Origin of the sequence: Lutimonas saemankumensis (assembly GCF_020171465.1) — a bacterium.
GTDB lineage: Bacteria > Bacteroidota > Bacteroidia > Flavobacteriales > Flavobacteriaceae > Lutimonas > Lutimonas saemankumensis.
In genome coordinates, this window is sequence record NZ_JAIUZR010000003.1 from 948,216 (window position 1) to 966,967 (window position 18,752).

Sequence of the window (18,752 nt, forward strand, 5' to 3'; positions counted from 1 at the left end):
AAAGACCTAACATTTTTGAAGGTCTTTTTGTGAAATAGTATCAGGATATTAAAATATTTTCAGGGGTGAAATAATACCGATGGCAAATCGTCCAGTCTGATAATCGACCAGACCTACTCTGGATTCTGCATAACTTGAATAATTGTAAAATCTGCCAACATAAACCGCAAAGAATTTCAAATTTATATCTGACCAGGGGTAGAATTCAATGGAAGGAATGACTCCATACCCTGTACGCCAGTGGTCTGTTGTTTTTTCAGGATCAATGTCATCGAGCCATTTTGCCTGATCTATAAATCCGGTAAAACTGGCCCCCCATTTCTTTGCGAATCGGTAGTCGATCTTTGTCCAATGACTGTAATACAAGGTATTTTCCAAAGCCCATGGGTACAAGTCATCAGGAACGTCTTCACTGATTATACCCGTTCTGTCCAAATCTTCTTTGCTCCATTTAAAATCATATGCAATGGTCCATTTATCCAGTTTTAACTGGTTACCAAGCGCTATGTAATTCTTAAAAGTATCCTTTGCCTCGTTGAACAGCGAATAGGACCAAAGTGTTGTAAATTTCCCATCAAGGAACTTACCCCGCCAGTTGACCACAGCCGCCAGAGGGATATCAGAGCCTTCGAGTTCGGGGTGTCCTTGATAGAGTTCTTCAAAAGACTGGGTTCTGGAGTTTAAAATCTGAAAAGAAAACCCGTTTCTCTCGGTTGCCTGCCAGTAAGCCCCAACACCAGTCAGGAAATTATCGGCTTTCTCGATGATATCAGAAAATTCATAGACATAAATAGGATTCAGATCAAATTCAATCCCACCCCAGTCTGCAAACGTTTTACCAATTGTCAACTGAACTTTTTCAGACACATCAAACCTTACAAAGGCAAAATCCACACCTTTTATGATCTTATCTATGGATTGGGGTTCAAATGTACTGGTATAGCGATGTCTGAATCTAAAATATATTTTTTCATGAACATAGCCCTTAAACTCCAATCTGAATTGCTCCACCCTGAATTTTGTTTCCAGATGTTCTCCTTCATAAAAGTCACTTCTTAAGGCCATTTGTAAATTTGCAATCATGTCCACATTCTTCAAAAGCGATTGTTTTCCTGTAGGAATTAAACTTCTATACGTAGAAACGGTGTCTACCTGTCTGTTTTGAGCAAGCACCCCTGGTATGGTAAGACAAAGCAATAAAAATAAAATAGCAGACTTAAATTTCATGTGTTGATCGTTTTGTTGAAAATTAATATAAAGAATTCAATAAACCACTAATAGGTATAAAACAGTTTCTGAATATCCTCCAGGCTTCGGTCCTTCAATAAGGCCAGCATGAGTAAAACCCTGGACTTTTGAGCGTTCAGTTCATCTGAGGCAATTGTCTTATTCTCGTCATCATTGATTTCTGCATTTCTTAAAACATAACCCGTTGGAACCCTGGTGCTTCTGACAACCACAACCCCTTGTTCAGCCGCATTTTTACAGGCATTTAGCGTGGCTGCATTCATGTTCCCATTTCCCACACCCGCTATGACTATCCCTTTGGCACCTGCCTTTAAAGACATGTCAACAAGGTCTGCAGGTGAATCTACTCCGGTATAAATGATATCAACTCTTGGCAGGGAGGTAACCCCTTCAATGCTAAACTCACTTTCCAGTCCAAATATGCCATGTGGTTTACTGTAAAACTCATGTTTCCCATAAATTACAGCTCCTGTTAACCCATGCATGGGTGACATAAAGGTTTGTACTGAGGTTGTGTTTGTCTTCGTAACTCCATGAGCAGAATGGATCTGATCGTTCATTACAACCAGCACCCCATAACCACTGGCCTTCGAATCCGCTGCAATGGCTACGGCGTTATACAGATTCAATGGCCCTTCCGCACTGACAGCTGTAGAGGGCCTCATGGATCCTGTGGTTACAACAGGCTTGTTACTTTTGACGACAAGATTAAGAAAAAAAGCCGTCTCTTCCTGGGTATCTGTACCATGCGTGATGACGATTCCGTCAACATCATCCCGACTTAATAGTTCATTCACTCTATTAGCCAGCTTTAACCAGATTTCAACACTCATGTCCTGAGAACCGACATTGGATATTTGCTCGCCCGTTACGTTAGCGAGGTCTGTTATTCCGGGTACTGCTGCAATCATTGTTTCAATACCAACCTGCCCTGAGGTGTAACCTGCCTGGGTTCCGGTTGCTGCAGAACCTGCAATGGTACCGCCTGTTGCAAGAATTACAACATTGGGCAGATCTTTGTTTTGAGCTTTTGAATAACTGATCGCAGACAAAATGACAACGATCATTATAATTTTTCTGAATATTTTATTTCTTAACATAGGGCAAAAAGTTTAATAGGTTTGATCATCTTTTACAGTTTCTAATCAGGTAACAAAGGTTATCAACAGAGCAATGGCAACAGCGGAAAATGTTGTTACGAGGCCAGGCAACATAAAGCTATGGTTGAGCAGATACTTTCCAATTTTTGTTGTTCCGGTCTGATCAAAGGATATGGCGGCTAATATAGTTCCGTAGGTGGGCAGGAAAAAGAAACCGTTAACAGCTGGATAAAGAGCTATCAACAATTCAGCATCCAGTCCAAGAGCCAGGCCCAGTGGCATGAGGGTTACAACCGTTGCTGCCTGACTAAAAAGCATGATAGACATGGTAAATAAACCAAATCCAAAAACCCAGTGATAACCTTCGATCAACTGAGAAATTCCATCAACGAGAACTGTTCTGTTCCCTTCAAAAAAAGAGGAACCAAGCCATGCGATTCCAAGAATGGAAATTATGGCAACCACTCCACTTTTCATAACACTCCCAGAAACTGCTTTTTCCGGGTCAGCCTTTAAAAGGATCATAATCAAAGCACCAACAGTTAACATCAATATCATAATGGTAGGCCCCATAGCTATCTGATCCCTTACAACCGTTCCATCTTTAATGATTTCACTTACTGGCCTTAACTCCGGGAACATTCCGAAAACAACAACCAGCAATATGGCAGAAAAGAACAAGGCTATAGATCTCCTGGCATTCTTAACTGATTTTCTTTCCAAGGATTTAGAATTTGCCAACTCCCTTATCTTTCCTTCCTTTAAGCGTTGAAGATAAACAGGATCTTCAGATAGTTCCTTCCCTTTTTTATAAACGCTTATCGATCCAATAATTACGGCAAAAAATGTGGATGGAATCACGATCATGAGAATACGGGGCAAACTCACTCCACTCACGGTCAAAATACCCAGCATGGCAACGGTAGCCGCAGAGATTGGTGAGGCCACGATACCTTGCATTGCAGCGATATCTGACATTGCTATGGGTCTTTCAGGCCTTATACCTGACTTCCTGGAAATTTCGGCAATTACGGGTAAAAGGGCGTATATAACATGCTGCGTACCTGCTGATAAAACTAAAACGTAGGTAACAAGTGGTGCAACAAAGGTTATATTCTGGGGCCTCTTTCTCATTATCTTTTCTGCGACTCCGATCAAATAGTCCAGTCCACCTGCAGCTTCCATGGCAGACAATGCGGTAATTACAGCCAGGATCATTCCTAAAACAATGATTGGCGGGCTACCAACGGGTAATTTAAAAAGAAATATAAAAAGAATAAGACCAATACCTGCAAGGGTACCCATACCTATTCCTCCAATCCTGGAACCTATAATAACAATAGATAAAAATATGATCAGTTCGATCCAGAGCATTTGAGGGAATGGTTAAGTTACTGACTTATAAATATAAGCATTCCCCATAAAACAAAAAATAAACGAATGATGTGCCTACTCTATATCTCCAACCGGATAGTGGGGCAATTCTTTGCCCTTCTTCTTTCTTAAATCTGGTGAAAAATAGAAAAATAGTCTTATGGTATGATTCATATCATATCGAAATCCACTATATTTTTGCTGAAAAACCATCATATAACCCGCATCAAATGACCAACCTTTTCCCATCTTGTGATTTATTCCTACAAACAATCGGTTTTGGTCAAAGGTGTTGTAAACAATTTCTTTTCCAAAATGAAACAGGATTTCATCAGATAACACAAGCCGTGGTTTTTTTTCATCCTCAAACACTCTGATTGCGGCAGAAAATAAAAATCTTACCCTGTTTGAAAATCTAATTCGATTTACACTTCCATCCGGGTTAAGTACCTCGTGCCATCTTTGTTCATTTCTTATTCGCTGCAAAAATTTGGCTCTTCCGTTTACATTTCTCCAAAGCAGTTGTTGATAGATACGATTTTCAATGGCGTAATTCCAACCTCCATCCAGCGCAGGTTGGGCCAGCCATAAGCGCGCTCCACCACCTGCAAGAGAAATTTTATCGTTAAACCAGTAAACACCACCCAATCGAAGGAAATAAAAATTCGGATCTTTGAGGAAATCATTTCTTCTTACATGAAAATCTCCCATGGCACCCCAGTGTTCACTTAATCTCCAGGTGGAGTTGACACTCGTCCAGAACTGGACCTGTTGATTTATTTCTTTTTCAGTTTGCCCCCTTAAAGCTAAGCCAATAAGCAGGAAAACTGATAATGATATTATTCTCTTCATAAGGGGAGCAAAAATACGAAATAGGCACAGATCTGTACAGAACAATCGACAGAATCTAAGAAAACGATTTCGATGAAATAAGATCAATTTTAAGGGTTTCCAGAGGCTTAAATCTCTGGAATACGAGGTCAAAAAAAAAGGCTTGAGTATTCGAACTCAAGCCTTTGATATATTAAAAAGCTCTTTAATTTACTTTTTTAACTGTTTAGCAACAGCATCCGCGTATTTTGGAGCCACTTTTGAAGCTGATTTAGGATCAGTAATATCGATGGCTATAACACCTAACAACTGCTTCCCTGGTTCAAGGTCAAGGTTATAGATTACCGTTTCTAAGTTATACGTTTCCGAAGTGTAAGTTCTCGTTTCGGATGGAACATAGGTTCCTCCGTATCCGTAACCATAGGGTGAGTAGACACGTCCGTAGTATCCACCGAATCCTCCGTAGTATCCTCCGTAGTAAGAAGGGTAATATCCTCCAGAAACATAACCACCGGTCTCGGAGGTTACAATTTCTTTGCTCATGTCCTTAAGGACTGTTAGTACAACACCTTTATAACCTTCGTTTTTAATAATCTGTACCCTTTGTGCAATCTGCTCTTCCGTCAATTCCTGATTCTGTTTCATCGCAGGAAACTTTTTATAGCTTTCCATGGCATCCACTCCACCTGCCCTTAATCTTTCTGCTATTTCCTGTTCAAAACGTTGTCTTCCCACCATATCATCCGATCTGGCAATTACCAATATTTTTGCCCCTGCCAAAGATTCGATCTCATCTGCTTTCCAGGAATCCACCACTTTGATGGAAGAACAACTTGATGCAATCACAACGATTGACATCAACATTATTAACTGTTTGATTTTTTTCATGTTTCTTAAAATGTAGTTAGGTTTTAATCATTATAGTATTACAAATATAGAGTATTTTTTATTGAAAGGACTGCATATATTTATTTTTCAACGGATCGTTTTCCTCGGCGGAAGTTGGCTAATCGCTCTAGCCTCAAAAACTATCAAAATATAAGTGAAATGGATTTTACTTTTGAGTTCCTATTTTTCTTAAAATAATATAAAAAATGTTTGGAGGATTCTAAACCAAATAATACATTTGCAAACCAAAATTTTTGTTCTTTTAAAAAGATTATCGGAGAGGTGCCAGAGTGGTAATGGAGCAGATTGCTAATCTGTCAACGGGCAACCGTTGCCTGGGTTCGAATCCCAGTCTCTCCGCAATTATACTCAAATTTATTTTCGGGGTGTAGCGTAGCCCGGTTATCGCGCCTGCTTTGGGAGCAGGAGGTCGCAGGTTCGAATCCTGCCACCCCGACAGATCAAAATCCTTTTGAACGGAAGTTCGAGAGGATTTTTTTGTTTGGACCGCGTCGCATGCTTGCTTGCGTAAGCGGGGCAAACCAAAAAATCCGAAATGCGCCAGCATTTCAAAGGATTTTGATCTGAACGACACCCTCACTCAGGATCAACGCAGTTAATCCGCCGAAATCTCACAGTCAAGGTAAAGGAGAATAAAAAAAGATACGAGGTACTAGCCAGGGTTCAGCTTTTGAGTCACTACCTATTTCAGGATCAAGCCCTCTTCAACAATATTCCGTTTCGTAAACTGAAGCAAGTACTTTCCTTTGCCCAATATTCTTTTGTTAACAGTATCCGCATCATACTGCACCAACCGTATCCGGTGCTAATTGTCCTACCCCGGAAGGACTTTCAAGGAGCACAGCATCCAGGTCCACGCCTTCAATGGGTCTGATCACCTCTTCTTTCGGGTCCCATTCTATACGCCTTCCCAATTTCCATGAGAGCCCCGCCATATGTGCAGACATAGCTTCTTCGAAGCCCTCTTGTATGCCACAGCTTACCTTGCCGCCATTCCGGATGACACTCAGCCATTCCCGCATGTGAAGGAAGGTGGAATCTACCCGTTTGCCATCAATATAGGTCCACATTAAACCCTTATCGGCAAAGTATTGAGAGGTTGCAGAGGAGACCCCGTCAATTGCGGTTTCCGAAGGATCATACCTGTAAATTGGGGTTTGAGGTGTCATATTACGGGAACCTAACTGTTCGGCATAGCGCGTAGAACCTGAATCGGGCCAAATGGTTAAACGGTTGCCAAGCTCCATGGAGGCATCATGTCCCATGAGCATGGTCGGCCGGCTGAATCCGTTGCCCAGGGAAGCACTGTAGGTAAAGGTCATTCCCCTTTGATTATTGGGATTTTGATTGTTGCCCGTGCTAAAGTCAGGGTACTCAAAATTCACCTGCAGTACATCGGGCACGTTGCGTCCATCCCTGTGTGTATAAATACCTCCTGAGGCCATCACTGACTGAGGCATCCCCATTTTAAGGACGCAGTTCAGTCGATCGTAATCATGGGTGAGCAAGTCACCGGAAAGACCTGAACCATAAGCCCACCATTTCCTCCAGCGAAAAAAGTGGTTCTTATTAAAAGGTATTTTAGGGGCCGATCCCAGAAACTGCTCCCAATCGATAGTCTGAGGATTGGCATCCGGATGAATATCATAGTTCCACGCCCCGTTATCATCATTTCGGTTGGTGTTGGTTGTGATGAGGGACACATGTCCCAAAATCCCATTATCCACGATGTTCTGGGCCGTTTTAAAACTCAAGGTCTGGCGGTGCTGGTGCCCAACCTGGAATACGGCCTTGGAATTACGGACAGCTTCCCTTAATTCGTAGGTTTCGGCAATGGTATGGGTCATGGGTTTTTCCACGTAGACATGCACGTTGTTCCGCAGGGCTTCAATGGACATGGGAGCATGCCAATGGTCCGGAGTGGCAATAACCACGGCATCCACATCCCCGCTGAGGATCATATCCTTGTGAGTGGTGTATCGTTTCACAGTCTGCTCAGGAGTGCTGAAGGACCGGATGGCTTTTTCGGCGCGGATATCGAAGACATCACAAACCCCAACAATCCTTACGTTTAAGGGATCCTGCTTTTGAAAATCTTCAAGTGCAGTAAAAGGTCGATCTTCCTTCCTGGCACGGTCCGCGGCCGCCTCCATGTCGGCAATCCATTCGTCAGTAGCATATCCCAGGGACCTGCAGAGCTGTTCACCGCGTATTCCGAAACCGATTATTCCCACGCGGACTGGTTCTCCTGTAATGGCTGGAACCGGAGATGGAAGGGACGGCTGAATGTTCAACTGTTCGAGCAATTCGTCCCGCTGTCTTTTTTTTCCAACGGTTCCATAGGCTCCTGCCCACCATACTGCACCCAATACAGGGATGCTTCCTAATCCTAAAAGTGCTTCTCTTCTTGTCCAACTCATGTCAATTCGGTTTTAGTGTTTGCTTTGTTCTTTGAAAAAAATCGGGAAAGGCCAAAAACGGCCCCTGTAGGGCAGTAGAATAAAACCAGGCATACGACCGCCTCGATGAGGTTCTTGTTCACGATCCAGTAACTACCTTCCGTATTGATCTGGGCCATACCCGGCCAGGAAGGGTGTGCCAGGTAATACAGCAACAGCAGGCCTGCGCCTACCAGAGCACCTGCCTTTTCAAATATACCCAGGATAAGCGTAATACCCACAAAGACAAGGGCTGCCCAATTTAGGGTATCCACCCAGGGAAGTAGAGCTTCCGAGGCCATGGCCTGGAATATGGGTCGAAACGGTCCCTGGGCAGTCGCCAGGTAACCAAAACTGGTCCATTCCGGATTGTACACCTTGACAATTCCCTCGTAAAGAAAATGCCAACCCACAAGTATTCGAAGGAGGGTAATACTCTGTTTGAGTCCCCACTTTTTGGATGTTGAAGACATATCGATCATGTTTGATTTTTAAAATAATGTAGCCGTCGTTTATATATTCCCTTAAAAAAAGAGCCTGACAAAGGTAGCTCATACAGTCTAAAAATCAATGACAGAAATCAGTAAAAATGCTTTTTGATCATTGATGTTGGATCGTTAACCAAACGCCAGGGTTCACTTGATCTCAGTACACTTAAACTTTTATGACAACAAGAATTTATGGTCTATGTTCCAAAGGCATTAAAACTCAAACCTCTACCCTATTTCCCTAACCAATCATTTTCTGTAATTCACGGACCTTGGGCTTATCCATGTCAAATGTTTTAAGGCACTCAAATAATAAGAAACAAGATTCTTTAAGATCAATATATTCACTCTCAACTTGGGTTTAAAAAAGAATAATAATCCGAGAATCGAGAGAAAGATTCGCTCGAGAAGAAAACCGGTGATCATCAAGAAATGAAGTAAAAAAGCCTCTATTCCATTAAAATGACGAGAGATATAAACATGCTTTGAAATAATTACTTCGGTCTTGGTAAGTGCTTTTGTTTTTAAATTGATCCTTGAAGTCCCCCCATGCATATGCAGGATTGAAATTTTTTTAGAAATACCTACCTTACCTCCCCCTTCATTTATTCTTTTACAAAAATCCACATCTTCCAGATAAAGCCAGAAATCCTCATTCCATCCGGACACTTTCTCAAACCAGCTTCGGTCGGTGAATATCACTGAGCCGGAAATCCAGTCCGGATACACCAAATCTGAATCAGCATCATTGAACCGATCCAGGTACTTTTGTCGATTTATTATTCTGTCAAAACTTCTGAAAACTCCAAAAAACCGGGAAAACGAAGGAAACAGCCTCTCCTGTTTTTCAATTCTTCCATCCTCATCTTCCTGGACACAGGACAACAAAGCGATTTCGGGATTCGATTCATAGGTTTGTTGTAGGGACTGTAAGGTGTCCTTTTTAACGATCGTGTCAGGATTTAGGAAAAGCAAATAATTACCTTTTGAGTTTCTTGCACCCAGATTACATCCATTGGCAAACCCAAAATTACCGTCATTTAAGATAAATTGAAAGTCTGAAAATTCATTTTTAAAGGCGAGTAATTTCCCATCATTGGAATCATTATCGACCACGATAACTTCAAATTGGACCTCATCGCGATCAATTTGCACCAGGGACAAAAGACATTTCTTCAATGCTCTCCAACCTCTGTAATTAACTATAATTATTGAAATCATCCGAAAAGTTTAAAAAAGAGTCTTCACTTTCGTGAGCACAAAGAAACAAGATTCTTGGTTAAAATGATCAACAATGATAAATTAATTTATACGGGACTATCTATGTCTTAAAAGACAAACAGGTAGCAGAATACAACATCAGGAAACAGGTAAAATAAAATATTAACAAAATTTTTGTTTAACTTTTTTGCTTTATAGTTAAACAAAACATATCTTTGACTAAAATTAAGAGATATGGCACGCAAGAAAAAAATTAACAAAGAAGACATCTACACATTTTACATGAACTATTATCTTGAAAATGGTCGAGCTCCATCTTCAGCCTTTGAACTGGCAAAATTGCATAATTTTGATGAAAAGGACTTCTACACTTTTTTCGGAAATTTGAAAACTGTTGAAAAATCAATTTTCGATTCCTTTTACGATCAAACCCTCCTACTATTGCAAAATAGTGAGGATTTTGAAAGTTTTGACGTCAGAAATAAATTGCTGAGCTTTTACTACACTTATTTCGAAATACTCACAGCCAACAGGAGTTTTGTCATGGCTCTTGCATCTAAAAGTACGTTCAAATACGACCTGCTGAAGTTATTATCTTCCACAAAAAGGAAATTCTCATTTTTTGTTCAAAGACTCGAAATTGACAAATTTGATCTTAAGGACACAAAACTGGATAAGTTTATTGACAGATCCATTGAAGAAAGTCTGTGGGTTCAATTCGTAGTCTGTTTCAAATTCTGGCTTGATGATGAATCCGCCTCATTGGAAAAAACAGACATTTTTATAGAAAAATCAGTAAACACAGGCTTTGATCTTCTTAATGTAAAACCCTTGAGGAGTATCCTGGACCTTGGTAAGTTTTTATACCATGAGAAAATACACATGAATTAATGAATACTATTGACAGAATACCCGTTGGAAAAGTAGAACGCGCCACCAACCTGGTTCAGACCGGAGCAAAAGTTGGAGTGAACTATCTTAAATACTATGGAAAAAAACTAACCTCTAGTGAAAAAGAAGCAAGAGCCAGGTTAAATGAAGACAACGCTTCAGACATCTATGATGGATTAAAAAAGTTGAAAGGAAGTGCCCTTAAAGTGGCTCAAATGCTCAGCATGGAAAAAAGCATCATGCCGCAGGCCTATGTGGAAAAATTCTCGTTATCCCAGTTTTCTGTACCTCCATTATCCCCGGCTCTGGTTGTTCGAACTTTTAAAAAATACTTTGGCAGGTCACCACACGAGGTATTTGATGAATTTAATTCCAAATCCGTTAATGCAGCGAGTATTGGACAGGTTCATCAGGTCAAAAACAATGACAAAATGCTCGCTGTTAAAATTCAATATCCCGGAGTTGCCGGAAGTATAAGTTCCGACCTGGCCCTGGTCAAACCAATAGCCATTAAAATGTTCAATATTCAGGGCAAAGATTCGGACAAATATTTTAAGGAGGTTGAAGATAAACTCATTGAAGAAACAGATTACAGACTGGAACTAAAACAATCCTTAGAAATGGCGAAGGCATGCGGTCACATTCCAAACTTAAAGTTTCCTGATTACTACGAGGAATTTTCATCTGAAAAAATCCTTACTATGGATTGGATGTCAGGGGAGCATCTGTCTGAATTTGTAAAGCATGAGAATGATCAATCGGACTTAAATGTTTTGGGACAGGCCTTATGGGACTTTTATATGTTTCAAATTCACAAGTTGAAAAAAGTTCACGCAGATCCTCATCCCGGTAATTTCCTGATTTCAAGAGATAAAAAGTTAATCGCGCTTGATTTTGGTTGCATCAAACAAATTCCTGATGACTTTTACAATCCATATTTCGAGTTAGCCAATAGAGAAAATCTGTCAAACCCGGCATATTTTAGAAACAAACTATTTGAACTTGAAATTCTGCTGGAGGATGATTCAAAGGAGGAAATTGAATTTTTTACTGCGATGTTCCATGAATTGCTGACAGTTTTTACCGAACCCTTCCAATCCGAATTTTTTGATTTTTCAAGGAGTACGTTTTTTGATAAAATCAGTGATCTGAGTGAGAAATACAGCAAGAACACTGAGCTGAGAAAAATGAATGCCAACAGAGGATCCAAACACTTCATCTATATGAATAGAACCTTCTTCGGGCTATATAATCTGATGTTCGATCTAAAGGCTAAAAATGTAGAGATTAACCGCTTCAATTCATTTTCATGAGATCGTTTACTAAATATGATTTGAAAGAGATGGAAAGGTTGTATAAAATAAACCTTATAAACTCTGCTTCTGGTTTTAAATCTGCAAACCTTATCGGCAGTATAAGTAAATCAGGTAATGGTAATGTTGCCATTTTCAGCTCCGTCATCCATCTCGGTTCTGATCCTGCTTTGCTTGGGTTTGTAAGCCGACCTGTTTCCGTACGTCGGAATACTTACGACAACATTAAAGAAACAGGAGTTTATACCATTAATCATATTTATGAAGACATCATTGAAGATGCCCATCATACGTCAGCAAAATACGATGCGTCGATTTCAGAATTTACCATGACGGACCTTTCAGAAGAATTTAAATCGGGATGCCAGGCACCTTTTGTAAAAGGTGCGCCCGTTCAAATGAAAATGAAATTTCTTGAAGAAGTAAAACTAAATTTAAACGGAACCTTGATGATCATTGGGGAAATTCAGGAGTTGTTCGTTGATCAAGACATTTTAAAAGATGATGGTTTGATAAACCTAACGGAAGCTAAGGTTGTGGCCTTAAATGGTCTTGACCATTATACGATTCCGCAGTCGGAGAAACGTCTTCCCTATCAGAGACCCAAAATATCGAATCAATTAATAAAAGAAACATAAACTTTATACCTATTTATATTAATCAATGCTTTGCTAGAAAAGACAGCATTAAAAAAAGACAATTATGAAAACAAATGAGCCCCTATTTACCGACGGAACTTCTGCTTTAAAGATTTTGGACCACAATGAAATTGGCGACAATCACATGATGACCAGTTTGGATACCCCAATGAAAGATTCTGCTTTTGATATAAGCGATGAGGAAAAAAAAGAGAAAATAGCCTTTCATTTTAGTGAAATCATGGAAACTTTAGGCCTGGACCTGACGGATGACTCACTTCAGGGAACGCCTGACAGGGTGGCTAAGATGTATATAGAAGAAATTTTTTCAGGACTGGATCCAAAAAATAAACCAAAAGTTGCTTTGTTCGACAACAAATACCAATACGATCAGATGCTTGTTGAAAAAAATATCACTTTCTATTCCAATTGTGAACACCATTTTGTTCCCATTATCGGAAAAGCACATGTGGCATATATTTCTTCGGGAAAAGTAATCGGGCTTTCCAAATTAAACCGCATCGTTCAGTATTACGCAAAAAGGCCTCAGGTTCAGGAAAGGCTGACCAATCAGATAGCCAATGAACTTAAGAATATCTTAGGAACCGAGGACATTGCTGTCATTATCGATGCCAAACATCTTTGTGTTTCCTCAAGAGGCATAAAAGATGACAGTTCCACCACAGTTACTGCCTATTACGGAGGAGCCTTTGAGAAACATGAGAAAATAGTTGAGCTTCAAAATTTTATCCAATCATGAAAAAAGTACTCCTTGTCGGAGCAAGTAAGGGAATAGGCAAAGCCCTGGCGCAAATCATGAGTGAATCCTATGAATTGATCTCGATAAGCAGGTCATCTTTGGATGATCTTGATAATGTTTCGGTCCATTATTCCTGTGACATTTTGAAGGATGACCTACCGGACATTGAGAAACTGGATGGTCTGGTCTATTGTCCGGGAAGTATTAATCTAAAACCGTTTACTCGATTGTCCGAAACAGATTTTAAGGAAGACTTTGAGATCAATGTATTGGGTGCGGTAAAGGTGATTCAAAAATACCAAAAAGCTCTTAAAAATGGATCCGATTCTTCGGTGGTACTTTTCAGCACAGTTGCGGTGAAAATGGGCATGCCTTTTCATGCCAGTATAGCGGTTGCGAAAGCTGGAGTAGAAGCACTGGTTAAGTCTTTGGGGGCAGAGTTATCACCTGGTATAAGATTCAATGCTATAGCCCCCACAATCACGGATACCTCCTTAGCCGAAAAAATTTTAAGGAACGATGCCATGAAAGAAAAAATGCGAGAGAGACATCCTATGAAGTCCTATCTGGAACCTAATGATGTGGCTGAAATGGCGGAGTTTTTGATTTCAGACAAAAGTAAAAAAATATCAGGCCAGGTATTTGAATTGGATTGCGGGATAGTTACCTTTAAGATTTAGTCTGAGTACTGTATTAAATCGATAAAAATATTTTCGAGAACTCAGAATAAAGATGATCTCGTGCTGTGTTTTTCACATTATTTTATTAAATAATTAACTCAATATTTAGTATCATTGCGCATGCAAAAAATTGTGTTGACATTTTTTTTGATTTGCTTTCATCTGAATATTTTTTCTCAGCAGGTTACAGAAAAAGAAAAAGATTCTGTGCCCGCTGAATCTGTATCCAGTAAACAGGATTCGATCAATAGTGGAATATTTACGAATGTTGAAGGGATTGTAAACGATACTGTTGGAAAGGATGATCAAGGCGCATATACCCTGAAGGGGAGAATTATCAGTATCACGGACAAAAAACCTCTTCAAAGCGCGCATGTGGTAAACCTAAATTCGGTAGACGGAACCATAACTAACTCAAATGGACAGTTTGAGATCCCTGCCGTTGTCAACGATACCATATTCATCTCTTATATTGGTTTTCAATCAATTAAACTTAAGATCACCAATGATTTATTAAAGGGAAATGAACTGGAGATTGCGATTCATGAGAAAGTAGTGAACATTCAGGAAGTAACGTTAAAATCGCACAAATTGATCGGTGTGCTTGTTGTGGATGCCAAAAATGTGCCTCAGGATTCCTACAGCAGAATTCATATTAACGGATTGCCTCAGGCCTATGAAAGAGGCAATGCGTATAACAGGAATTTTAATTCGGGATTGGGAGCCATATTTAACCCTGTTGATTTCTGGTATAATAAGTTTGGTAAGAAACCAAAGGAAATGCAGCGACTCAGGAAGTTGAAGGAAGGGGATCAGATGAGAAACATGATGGAGCAAAAGTACAGCCGAGAAATCATGATGGACTATCTTGATATGAGTCGAAAAGAATTGAATGACCTTCTTTCGGAATGCAACTATTCAAATCGATTTATCAATAAGGCCAGTGACCTTCAGATCATTGAAGCAGTGCTGGAATGTTATGAGAATTACAGAGCACTTCAAAAAGGACAGGTTAAAAAAGATATTATCCATATCAAGGATAGTTACTAAAAAAGGCCGGTTTTCACCGACCTTTCCTTTTCAAATATGAGTTTCTATCAATTAATTGTTCCCTAGAATCAGAGGCAGCCCATCCTGACCTCCAACGATAACTACTTTGGTATTTGGAGATTCTGACAACTTCAATGTGGCTTCAATTCCCTTATCCCGTAATATCTTGTCAGTTAAAGAGGCGCTTAGGATTTTGTTTGCATCCGCTTTACCCTGGGCTTCAATTCTTTGCTTCTCAGCTTCTTTCTGGGCCTTCTCCAACCTGAATTCATATTCCAGAGATTCCTGCTCCTGCCCAAGCTTTCTTTCGATGGCGTCCTTGATAGCAGGTGGAAGGGTAACATCTCTTACCAATACGTCATTCAATTGTATGAACTGATCCTGAACAATCTTTTTGGTTTCATCAAAGATCTCTTCCTGGATAGCATCTCTTTTTGAAGAATAAATCTGTTCAGGCGTATATCGTCCCACAACACTCCTGGTTGCAGATCTCATGGCTGGCTTCAAAACTCTGTCAAGATAATTCGTCCCTTTTGTTTGATGAAGCATACCAAGATTATCTGATTCTGGCTGATACCAGGCCGTTGCCTCAAGCTGAATATCAAGCCCGTTGGATGAAAGTACTTTCATTTTTTCTGTAAGCTCCTGCTGTCTGATTTCATAAACAATCACAGTATTCCAGGGAGCCACAAGGTGAAATCCTTCACCCAAGGGTGGTTCATCTGTTACTACTCCACCTCCAAACCTTTTCCATAGAACCCCGGCTTCTCCCGCTTCGATAGTGATTGTAGATTTTGAAATAAATATCAGGACGAGAATCCCGACAAATATTATTGGCAATATTCCTTTTGGAAATTGCAATTGCGCTTGTTGTGCCATTTTATAAATTTTATATTAAACTCTATTTAAATGTTTTTCTTCATACCAATCCACGGTATTTTCGAAGAAACCATTCCAAACTCAAAGATAGCACAATTAGACCTAAAAGCCATCTCCAATCGATCAAAGAAACCCTTTTGATCCGTACTTTTTCCAATGGTCTGAACTTGTTGTTATTCATCAAGTCAGATTTGACATTCTCAAAATCATCTATAAAATACACTGCTCCACCACTATGATCCGCTAAAAGTTGTAAATCTTTAATATTGGGGGCCATATTTTCTTCTTCCAGTGAAAATTTATCCACAATAAAAGATCCCTTTTTATAGCCTTCAGAATCAAGATCATTAACCTGAAACCGATAAGTTCCTGGTTTCAATGAACCAATATTGACTTCATAACTCCTGTTTTTTAAGTAAAATGGAAATACTTCATCCGAATCGTCAAGTTTTAGAGCCAGACTGGAATTTAAATCCAAATTTAAATTACTGTCGTATTTCTTTGCCTGAATTAATATGGGTTGCCTGGCATGAAAAACAGGATCATATGTCAGTTCCAACTCTTTTTTTCTCTCTGATAATTGCAGATATTGAATCAAACTATTGAAAAAATTGTCAAATTCTGTAAATGATCCGTGAATTGAAAAACTTTCGGCCCTCCATTTCCAAATATCTTCACCGAAAAAAACAACATTTTTACGATCACCCTGATCAGAAGCAATAAGAAGAGGGTTCTGACTTTGGATATCATTGATACGCTGTGATAATAGAACCTGATTGTTCTTACTCAATACGATCTCCCCGATTTTGCCTTTTAAGGGTGGAAACGAACCAAAACCAATATCTTCAGTATAAAACGCGTTGAAATCTCTTTCATATACAGGAAACAGATTCTCCGTGAGATCGCTATACTCTTTCCTAAACCCATTTTGAAATTCTTCCAGGACCTTCCAGTTTGTTTGGGTACCAATAAAGAGCATATAACTTAGGTTTTCCTCTTGAATATATCCCAGCAAGTTTTTAAAGCTCTCATCCGGCTGATACAAAATAAAAAGATCAAATTCATTTTTACGGCTTTCAATTTCTTCAATGTTCAAAAGATTTGCTTTTCTTTGCCGATTGGCCTCTACGGACCTTTTTATCATGCCTGCATCAGGGTGCAAAAGCCCGTAAACTATAGCGACGTTTGTCTGCTCATCCAGGATCTCAACTCCAAAATTCTTAGTATTGTTTGCCAATACTTTCTCGTTTATTATCGGTTCTATTGATGCTGTATACAGTTGCATTCCGACGGTATCTGCAGGTAACAGCATGGTAACTACTTCATTTCTTTTGTCCTTATCAAAATCAATTGTTTTCGAAAATACTACTTCGCCATTTTTTTTCACAATTAGTTTTGATTTGAGTTCTTGAGATAAATTTGCATTGACAAAGATTTCAACCGGAAAATTATTGTCTAAAGTTGCATAAGCATTAGCATTAATCCTTTCAATACTCAAATCGATTATATGAAGTGTATCAGCTGTTATAATTGGAAATATGGGGTTCTTAGGCTTTAAGTAGGCATAATTTTGACCATAGTTCTGTCTTCCGTCACTGATCATTATTATGGAGGCACTGCCTTCCTCACTTAGTGCTTCAAGATCCGTTATCGCCCTGTGTATATTGGTTTGCTCATCCCGGAAATTCCATAAGGAATCTGAGACCAACCTTTCTCCAAAAAGAAAAGTAGAAACTTCAAATCGATTGTTAAGGTCAGCATCTTCATTCAGGTCATCGATGAAACTTTTTAGTTCTTGATCAATCTCAGGCCGATTCATTGACGCCGAATTATCAATAGCGAGAAAAAGCTTTGGTTTTACCAATGTAACGGTCTTCTTTTCAACCGTTGGATTAATAAGCAAAAGCATTACTGCCAACATGGCAACAAATCTAAAAGCTGCCAATACCCAATGTTGGCGATTTATTCTATTTCTGAAAAAATACTGATAAAAAACTATCAAGGCAGACAAAATAAGAGCCAGAACACTTAAGATGATGCTTGTAAAATTCATAGTTTTTTTATTGAAAATATAGACCCTGACTATTGATTAAGTAAAGATACTTTTATTTTGAACGATAAATAAAATAAAAAAGCAAACCGTTAAAAGGTTTGCTTTGAGCTATTAGGCGTTCATCACTTATGTAAGCATTCCACCGTCCACATTAAGGGTCTGACCCGTAACATAGGAAGACATGTCAGATGCTAAAAACACACAGGCATTTGCAACATCTTCAGGTGAACCTCCTCTTTTTAAAGGAATAGCCTTTCGCCACTCATCTACTGTGTTCTGATCCAGTTTCGCTGTCATTTCAGTTTCAATAAAACCAGGAGCAATTGAATTACATCTTATGTTTCTCGATCCTAGTTCCAAAGCTACTGACTTTGAAAAGCCTAGAATACCGGCTTTGGAAGCTGCATAATTCGTTTGGCCCGCATTTCCTTTAACACCAACAACAGAGCTCATATTGATAATAGAACCTTCTCTTTGTTTCATCATCGGACGAATGACTGCTTTGGTCAAATTAAATACTGATTTCAAATTGACTTCTATTACCTTATCGAAGTCTTCTTCCGAAATACGCATCAAAAGATTGTCCTTTGTGATACCGGCATTATTTATTAAAACCTGTAAACTACCAAAATCTTTGAGGACTTCCTTTACCAGTTCCTGTGCTGCGTCAAAATCTGCAGCGTTTGACTGATATCCCTTTGCTTTAACGCCATAAGACTCCAGTTCCTTTTCAAGTTCCTTTGCCGCTTCTACCGAAGCATTGAAAGTAAAGGCTACATTGGCCCCTTGTTTTGCAAACTCAACAGCGATCCCCTTGCCTATTCCGCGTGAGGCCCCGGTGATTAAAGCTGTTTTATCTTTTAGTAATGTCATAATTTA

Annotated in this window: 17 protein-coding genes and 2 tRNA genes; 8 read left to right on the forward strand and 11 right to left on the reverse strand. The window is 39.5% G+C overall.

All coding sequences use genetic code 11. The features are described from left to right. Positions 1-48: 48 nt before the first annotated feature. The 5 genes from LCM02_RS05665 to LCM02_RS05685 form a co-directional block, all read right to left on the reverse strand. Positions 49-1,227, reverse strand: coding sequence for a porin (locus LCM02_RS05665; protein WP_224927353.1), 1,179 nt, complete (start codon positions 1,225-1,227; stop codon positions 49-51). Between the two features lie 47 nt (positions 1,228-1,274). Further along, positions 1,275-2,348: a type II asparaginase gene (locus LCM02_RS05670; protein WP_224927354.1), complete on the reverse strand. Its 1,074-nt coding sequence runs from the start codon at positions 2,346-2,348 to the stop codon at positions 1,275-1,277. Positions 2,349-2,393: 45 nt separating this feature from the next. Further along, positions 2,394-3,722 carry an anaerobic C4-dicarboxylate transporter family protein gene (locus LCM02_RS05675; RefSeq protein ID WP_224927355.1) on the reverse strand — a complete coding sequence of 443 codons (1,329 nt, stop codon included), beginning with the start codon at positions 3,720-3,722 and terminating at the stop codon, positions 2,394-2,396. Between the two features lie 75 nt (positions 3,723-3,797). After that, positions 3,798-4,574: a DUF2490 domain-containing protein gene (locus LCM02_RS05680; protein ID WP_224927356.1), complete on the reverse strand. Its 777-nt coding sequence runs from the start codon at positions 4,572-4,574 to the stop codon at positions 3,798-3,800. 189 nt (positions 4,575-4,763) lie between these two features. After that, the gene (locus LCM02_RS05685) at positions 4,764-5,441 is read right to left on the reverse strand and encodes a hypothetical protein (RefSeq protein WP_224927357.1); all 678 of its coding nucleotides are present in this window, start codon (positions 5,439-5,441) and stop codon (positions 4,764-4,766) included. Positions 5,442-5,717: 276 nt separating this feature from the next. Between LCM02_RS05685 and LCM02_RS05690 the strand changes: the two genes are divergently transcribed. Both LCM02_RS05690 and LCM02_RS05695 read left to right on the forward strand, forming a co-directional pair. Further along, positions 5,718-5,801 (forward strand) — tRNA-Ser (locus tag LCM02_RS05690). Between the two features lie 22 nt (positions 5,802-5,823). Further along, positions 5,824-5,898: transfer RNA gene (locus LCM02_RS05695), tRNA-Pro, on the forward strand. Positions 5,899-6,241: 343 nt separating this feature from the next. Here LCM02_RS05695 and LCM02_RS05700 read toward each other — a convergent pair. From LCM02_RS05700 to LCM02_RS05710, 3 genes are all read right to left on the reverse strand, one after another. Then, a complete protein-coding gene (locus LCM02_RS05700) occupies positions 6,242-7,882 on the reverse strand; it encodes a Gfo/Idh/MocA family protein (RefSeq protein WP_224927358.1) in 1,641 nt (546 codons plus the stop codon). Beyond that, positions 7,879-8,373 (reverse strand): DoxX family membrane protein, encoded by a 495-nt coding sequence (locus LCM02_RS05705; RefSeq protein WP_224927359.1) that lies wholly within the window; start codon positions 8,371-8,373, stop codon positions 7,879-7,881. Before LCM02_RS05705 ends, LCM02_RS05700 begins: the two co-directional genes overlap by 4 nt. A gap of 264 nt (positions 8,374-8,637) precedes the next feature. Further along, a complete protein-coding gene (locus tag LCM02_RS05710; protein ID WP_224927360.1) occupies positions 8,638-9,609 on the reverse strand; it encodes a glycosyltransferase family 2 protein in 972 nt (323 codons plus the stop codon). Between the two features lie 234 nt (positions 9,610-9,843). Here LCM02_RS05710 and LCM02_RS05715 point away from each other — a divergent pair, with 234 nt between their 5' ends. The 6 genes from LCM02_RS05715 (at position 9,844) to LCM02_RS05740 (ending at position 14,941) form a co-directional block, all read left to right on the forward strand. Next, positions 9,844-10,500, forward strand: coding sequence for a TetR family transcriptional regulator C-terminal domain-containing protein (locus tag LCM02_RS05715; protein ID WP_224927361.1), 657 nt, complete (start codon positions 9,844-9,846; stop codon positions 10,498-10,500). Then, positions 10,500-11,813: an ABC1 kinase family protein gene (locus LCM02_RS05720; protein WP_224927362.1), complete on the forward strand. Its 1,314-nt coding sequence runs from the start codon at positions 10,500-10,502 to the stop codon at positions 11,811-11,813. Before LCM02_RS05715 ends, LCM02_RS05720 begins: the two co-directional genes overlap by 1 nt. Further along, the gene (locus tag LCM02_RS05725) at positions 11,810-12,451 is read left to right on the forward strand and encodes a flavin reductase family protein (RefSeq protein ID WP_224927363.1); all 642 of its coding nucleotides are present in this window, start codon (positions 11,810-11,812) and stop codon (positions 12,449-12,451) included. The genes LCM02_RS05720 and LCM02_RS05725 overlap by 4 nt, the downstream gene beginning before the upstream one ends. Before the next feature lie 64 nt (positions 12,452-12,515). Continuing rightward, positions 12,516-13,211, forward strand: coding sequence for a GTP cyclohydrolase I FolE (gene folE, locus LCM02_RS05730; RefSeq protein WP_224927364.1), 696 nt, complete (start codon positions 12,516-12,518; stop codon positions 13,209-13,211). Continuing rightward, positions 13,208-13,891, forward strand: coding sequence for an SDR family NAD(P)-dependent oxidoreductase (locus LCM02_RS05735; RefSeq protein ID WP_224927365.1), 684 nt, complete (start codon positions 13,208-13,210; stop codon positions 13,889-13,891). The genes folE and LCM02_RS05735 overlap by 4 nt, the downstream gene beginning before the upstream one ends. A gap of 120 nt (positions 13,892-14,011) precedes the next feature. Further along, entirely contained in the window at positions 14,012-14,941 is a 930-nt protein-coding gene (locus tag LCM02_RS05740) for a carboxypeptidase-like regulatory domain-containing protein (protein ID WP_224927366.1), read from the forward strand. A gap of 51 nt (positions 14,942-14,992) precedes the next feature. Here the strand turns inward: LCM02_RS05740 and LCM02_RS05745 are convergent, their stop codons facing one another. The 3 genes from LCM02_RS05745 to fabG form a co-directional block, all read right to left on the reverse strand. Further along, positions 14,993-15,820 (reverse strand): prohibitin family protein, encoded by an 828-nt coding sequence (locus tag LCM02_RS05745; RefSeq protein WP_224927367.1) that lies wholly within the window; start codon positions 15,818-15,820, stop codon positions 14,993-14,995. 40 nt (positions 15,821-15,860) lie between these two features. Then, positions 15,861-17,873, reverse strand: a complete 2,013-nt coding sequence (locus tag LCM02_RS05750; RefSeq protein ID WP_224927368.1) for a hypothetical protein — start codon at positions 17,871-17,873, stop codon at positions 15,861-15,863. A gap of 126 nt (positions 17,874-17,999) precedes the next feature. Continuing rightward, positions 18,000-18,746, reverse strand: a complete 747-nt coding sequence (fabG, locus tag LCM02_RS05755; protein WP_224927369.1) for a 3-oxoacyl-[acyl-carrier-protein] reductase — start codon at positions 18,744-18,746, stop codon at positions 18,000-18,002. Positions 18,747-18,752: the final 6 nt, after the last annotated feature.

What these genes read in the sequence shown, in the direction of transcription:
- LCM02_RS05670 (WP_224927354.1), bottom strand. Translation starts at nt 2,348, where the DNA reads ATGTTAAGAAATAAAATATTCAGAAAAATTATAATGATCGTTGTCATT.
- LCM02_RS05720 (WP_224927362.1), top strand. Translation starts at nt 10,500, where the DNA reads ATGAATACTATTGACAGAATACCCGTTGGAAAAGTAGAACGCGCCACC.
- LCM02_RS05700 (WP_224927358.1), bottom strand. Translation starts at nt 7,882, where the DNA reads ATGAGTTGGACAAGAAGAGAAGCACTTTTAGGATTAGGAAGCATCCCT.
- LCM02_RS05750 (WP_224927368.1), bottom strand. Translation starts at nt 17,873, where the DNA reads ATGAATTTTACAAGCATCATCTTAAGTGTTCTGGCTCTTATTTTGTCT.
- LCM02_RS05740 (WP_224927366.1), top strand. Translation starts at nt 14,012, where the DNA reads ATGCAAAAAATTGTGTTGACATTTTTTTTGATTTGCTTTCATCTGAAT.
- LCM02_RS05710 (WP_224927360.1), bottom strand. Translation starts at nt 9,609, where the DNA reads ATGATTTCAATAATTATAGTTAATTACAGAGGTTGGAGAGCATTGAAG.
- fabG (WP_224927369.1), bottom strand. Translation starts at nt 18,746, where the DNA reads ATGACATTACTAAAAGATAAAACAGCTTTAATCACCGGGGCCTCACGC.
- folE (WP_224927364.1), top strand. Translation starts at nt 12,516, where the DNA reads ATGAAAACAAATGAGCCCCTATTTACCGACGGAACTTCTGCTTTAAAG.
- LCM02_RS05665 (WP_224927353.1), bottom strand. Translation starts at nt 1,227, where the DNA reads ATGAAATTTAAGTCTGCTATTTTATTTTTATTGCTTTGTCTTACCATA.
- LCM02_RS05705 (WP_224927359.1), bottom strand. Translation starts at nt 8,373, where the DNA reads ATGTCTTCAACATCCAAAAAGTGGGGACTCAAACAGAGTATTACCCTC.
- LCM02_RS05725 (WP_224927363.1), top strand. Translation starts at nt 11,810, where the DNA reads ATGAGATCGTTTACTAAATATGATTTGAAAGAGATGGAAAGGTTGTAT.
- LCM02_RS05680 (WP_224927356.1), bottom strand. Translation starts at nt 4,574, where the DNA reads ATGAAGAGAATAATATCATTATCAGTTTTCCTGCTTATTGGCTTAGCT.
- LCM02_RS05745 (WP_224927367.1), bottom strand. Translation starts at nt 15,820, where the DNA reads ATGGCACAACAAGCGCAATTGCAATTTCCAAAAGGAATATTGCCAATA.
- LCM02_RS05735 (WP_224927365.1), top strand. Translation starts at nt 13,208, where the DNA reads ATGAAAAAAGTACTCCTTGTCGGAGCAAGTAAGGGAATAGGCAAAGCC.
- LCM02_RS05715 (WP_224927361.1), top strand. Translation starts at nt 9,844, where the DNA reads ATGGCACGCAAGAAAAAAATTAACAAAGAAGACATCTACACATTTTAC.
- LCM02_RS05675 (WP_224927355.1), bottom strand. Translation starts at nt 3,722, where the DNA reads ATGCTCTGGATCGAACTGATCATATTTTTATCTATTGTTATTATAGGT.
- LCM02_RS05685 (WP_224927357.1), bottom strand. Translation starts at nt 5,441, where the DNA reads ATGAAAAAAATCAAACAGTTAATAATGTTGATGTCAATCGTTGTGATT.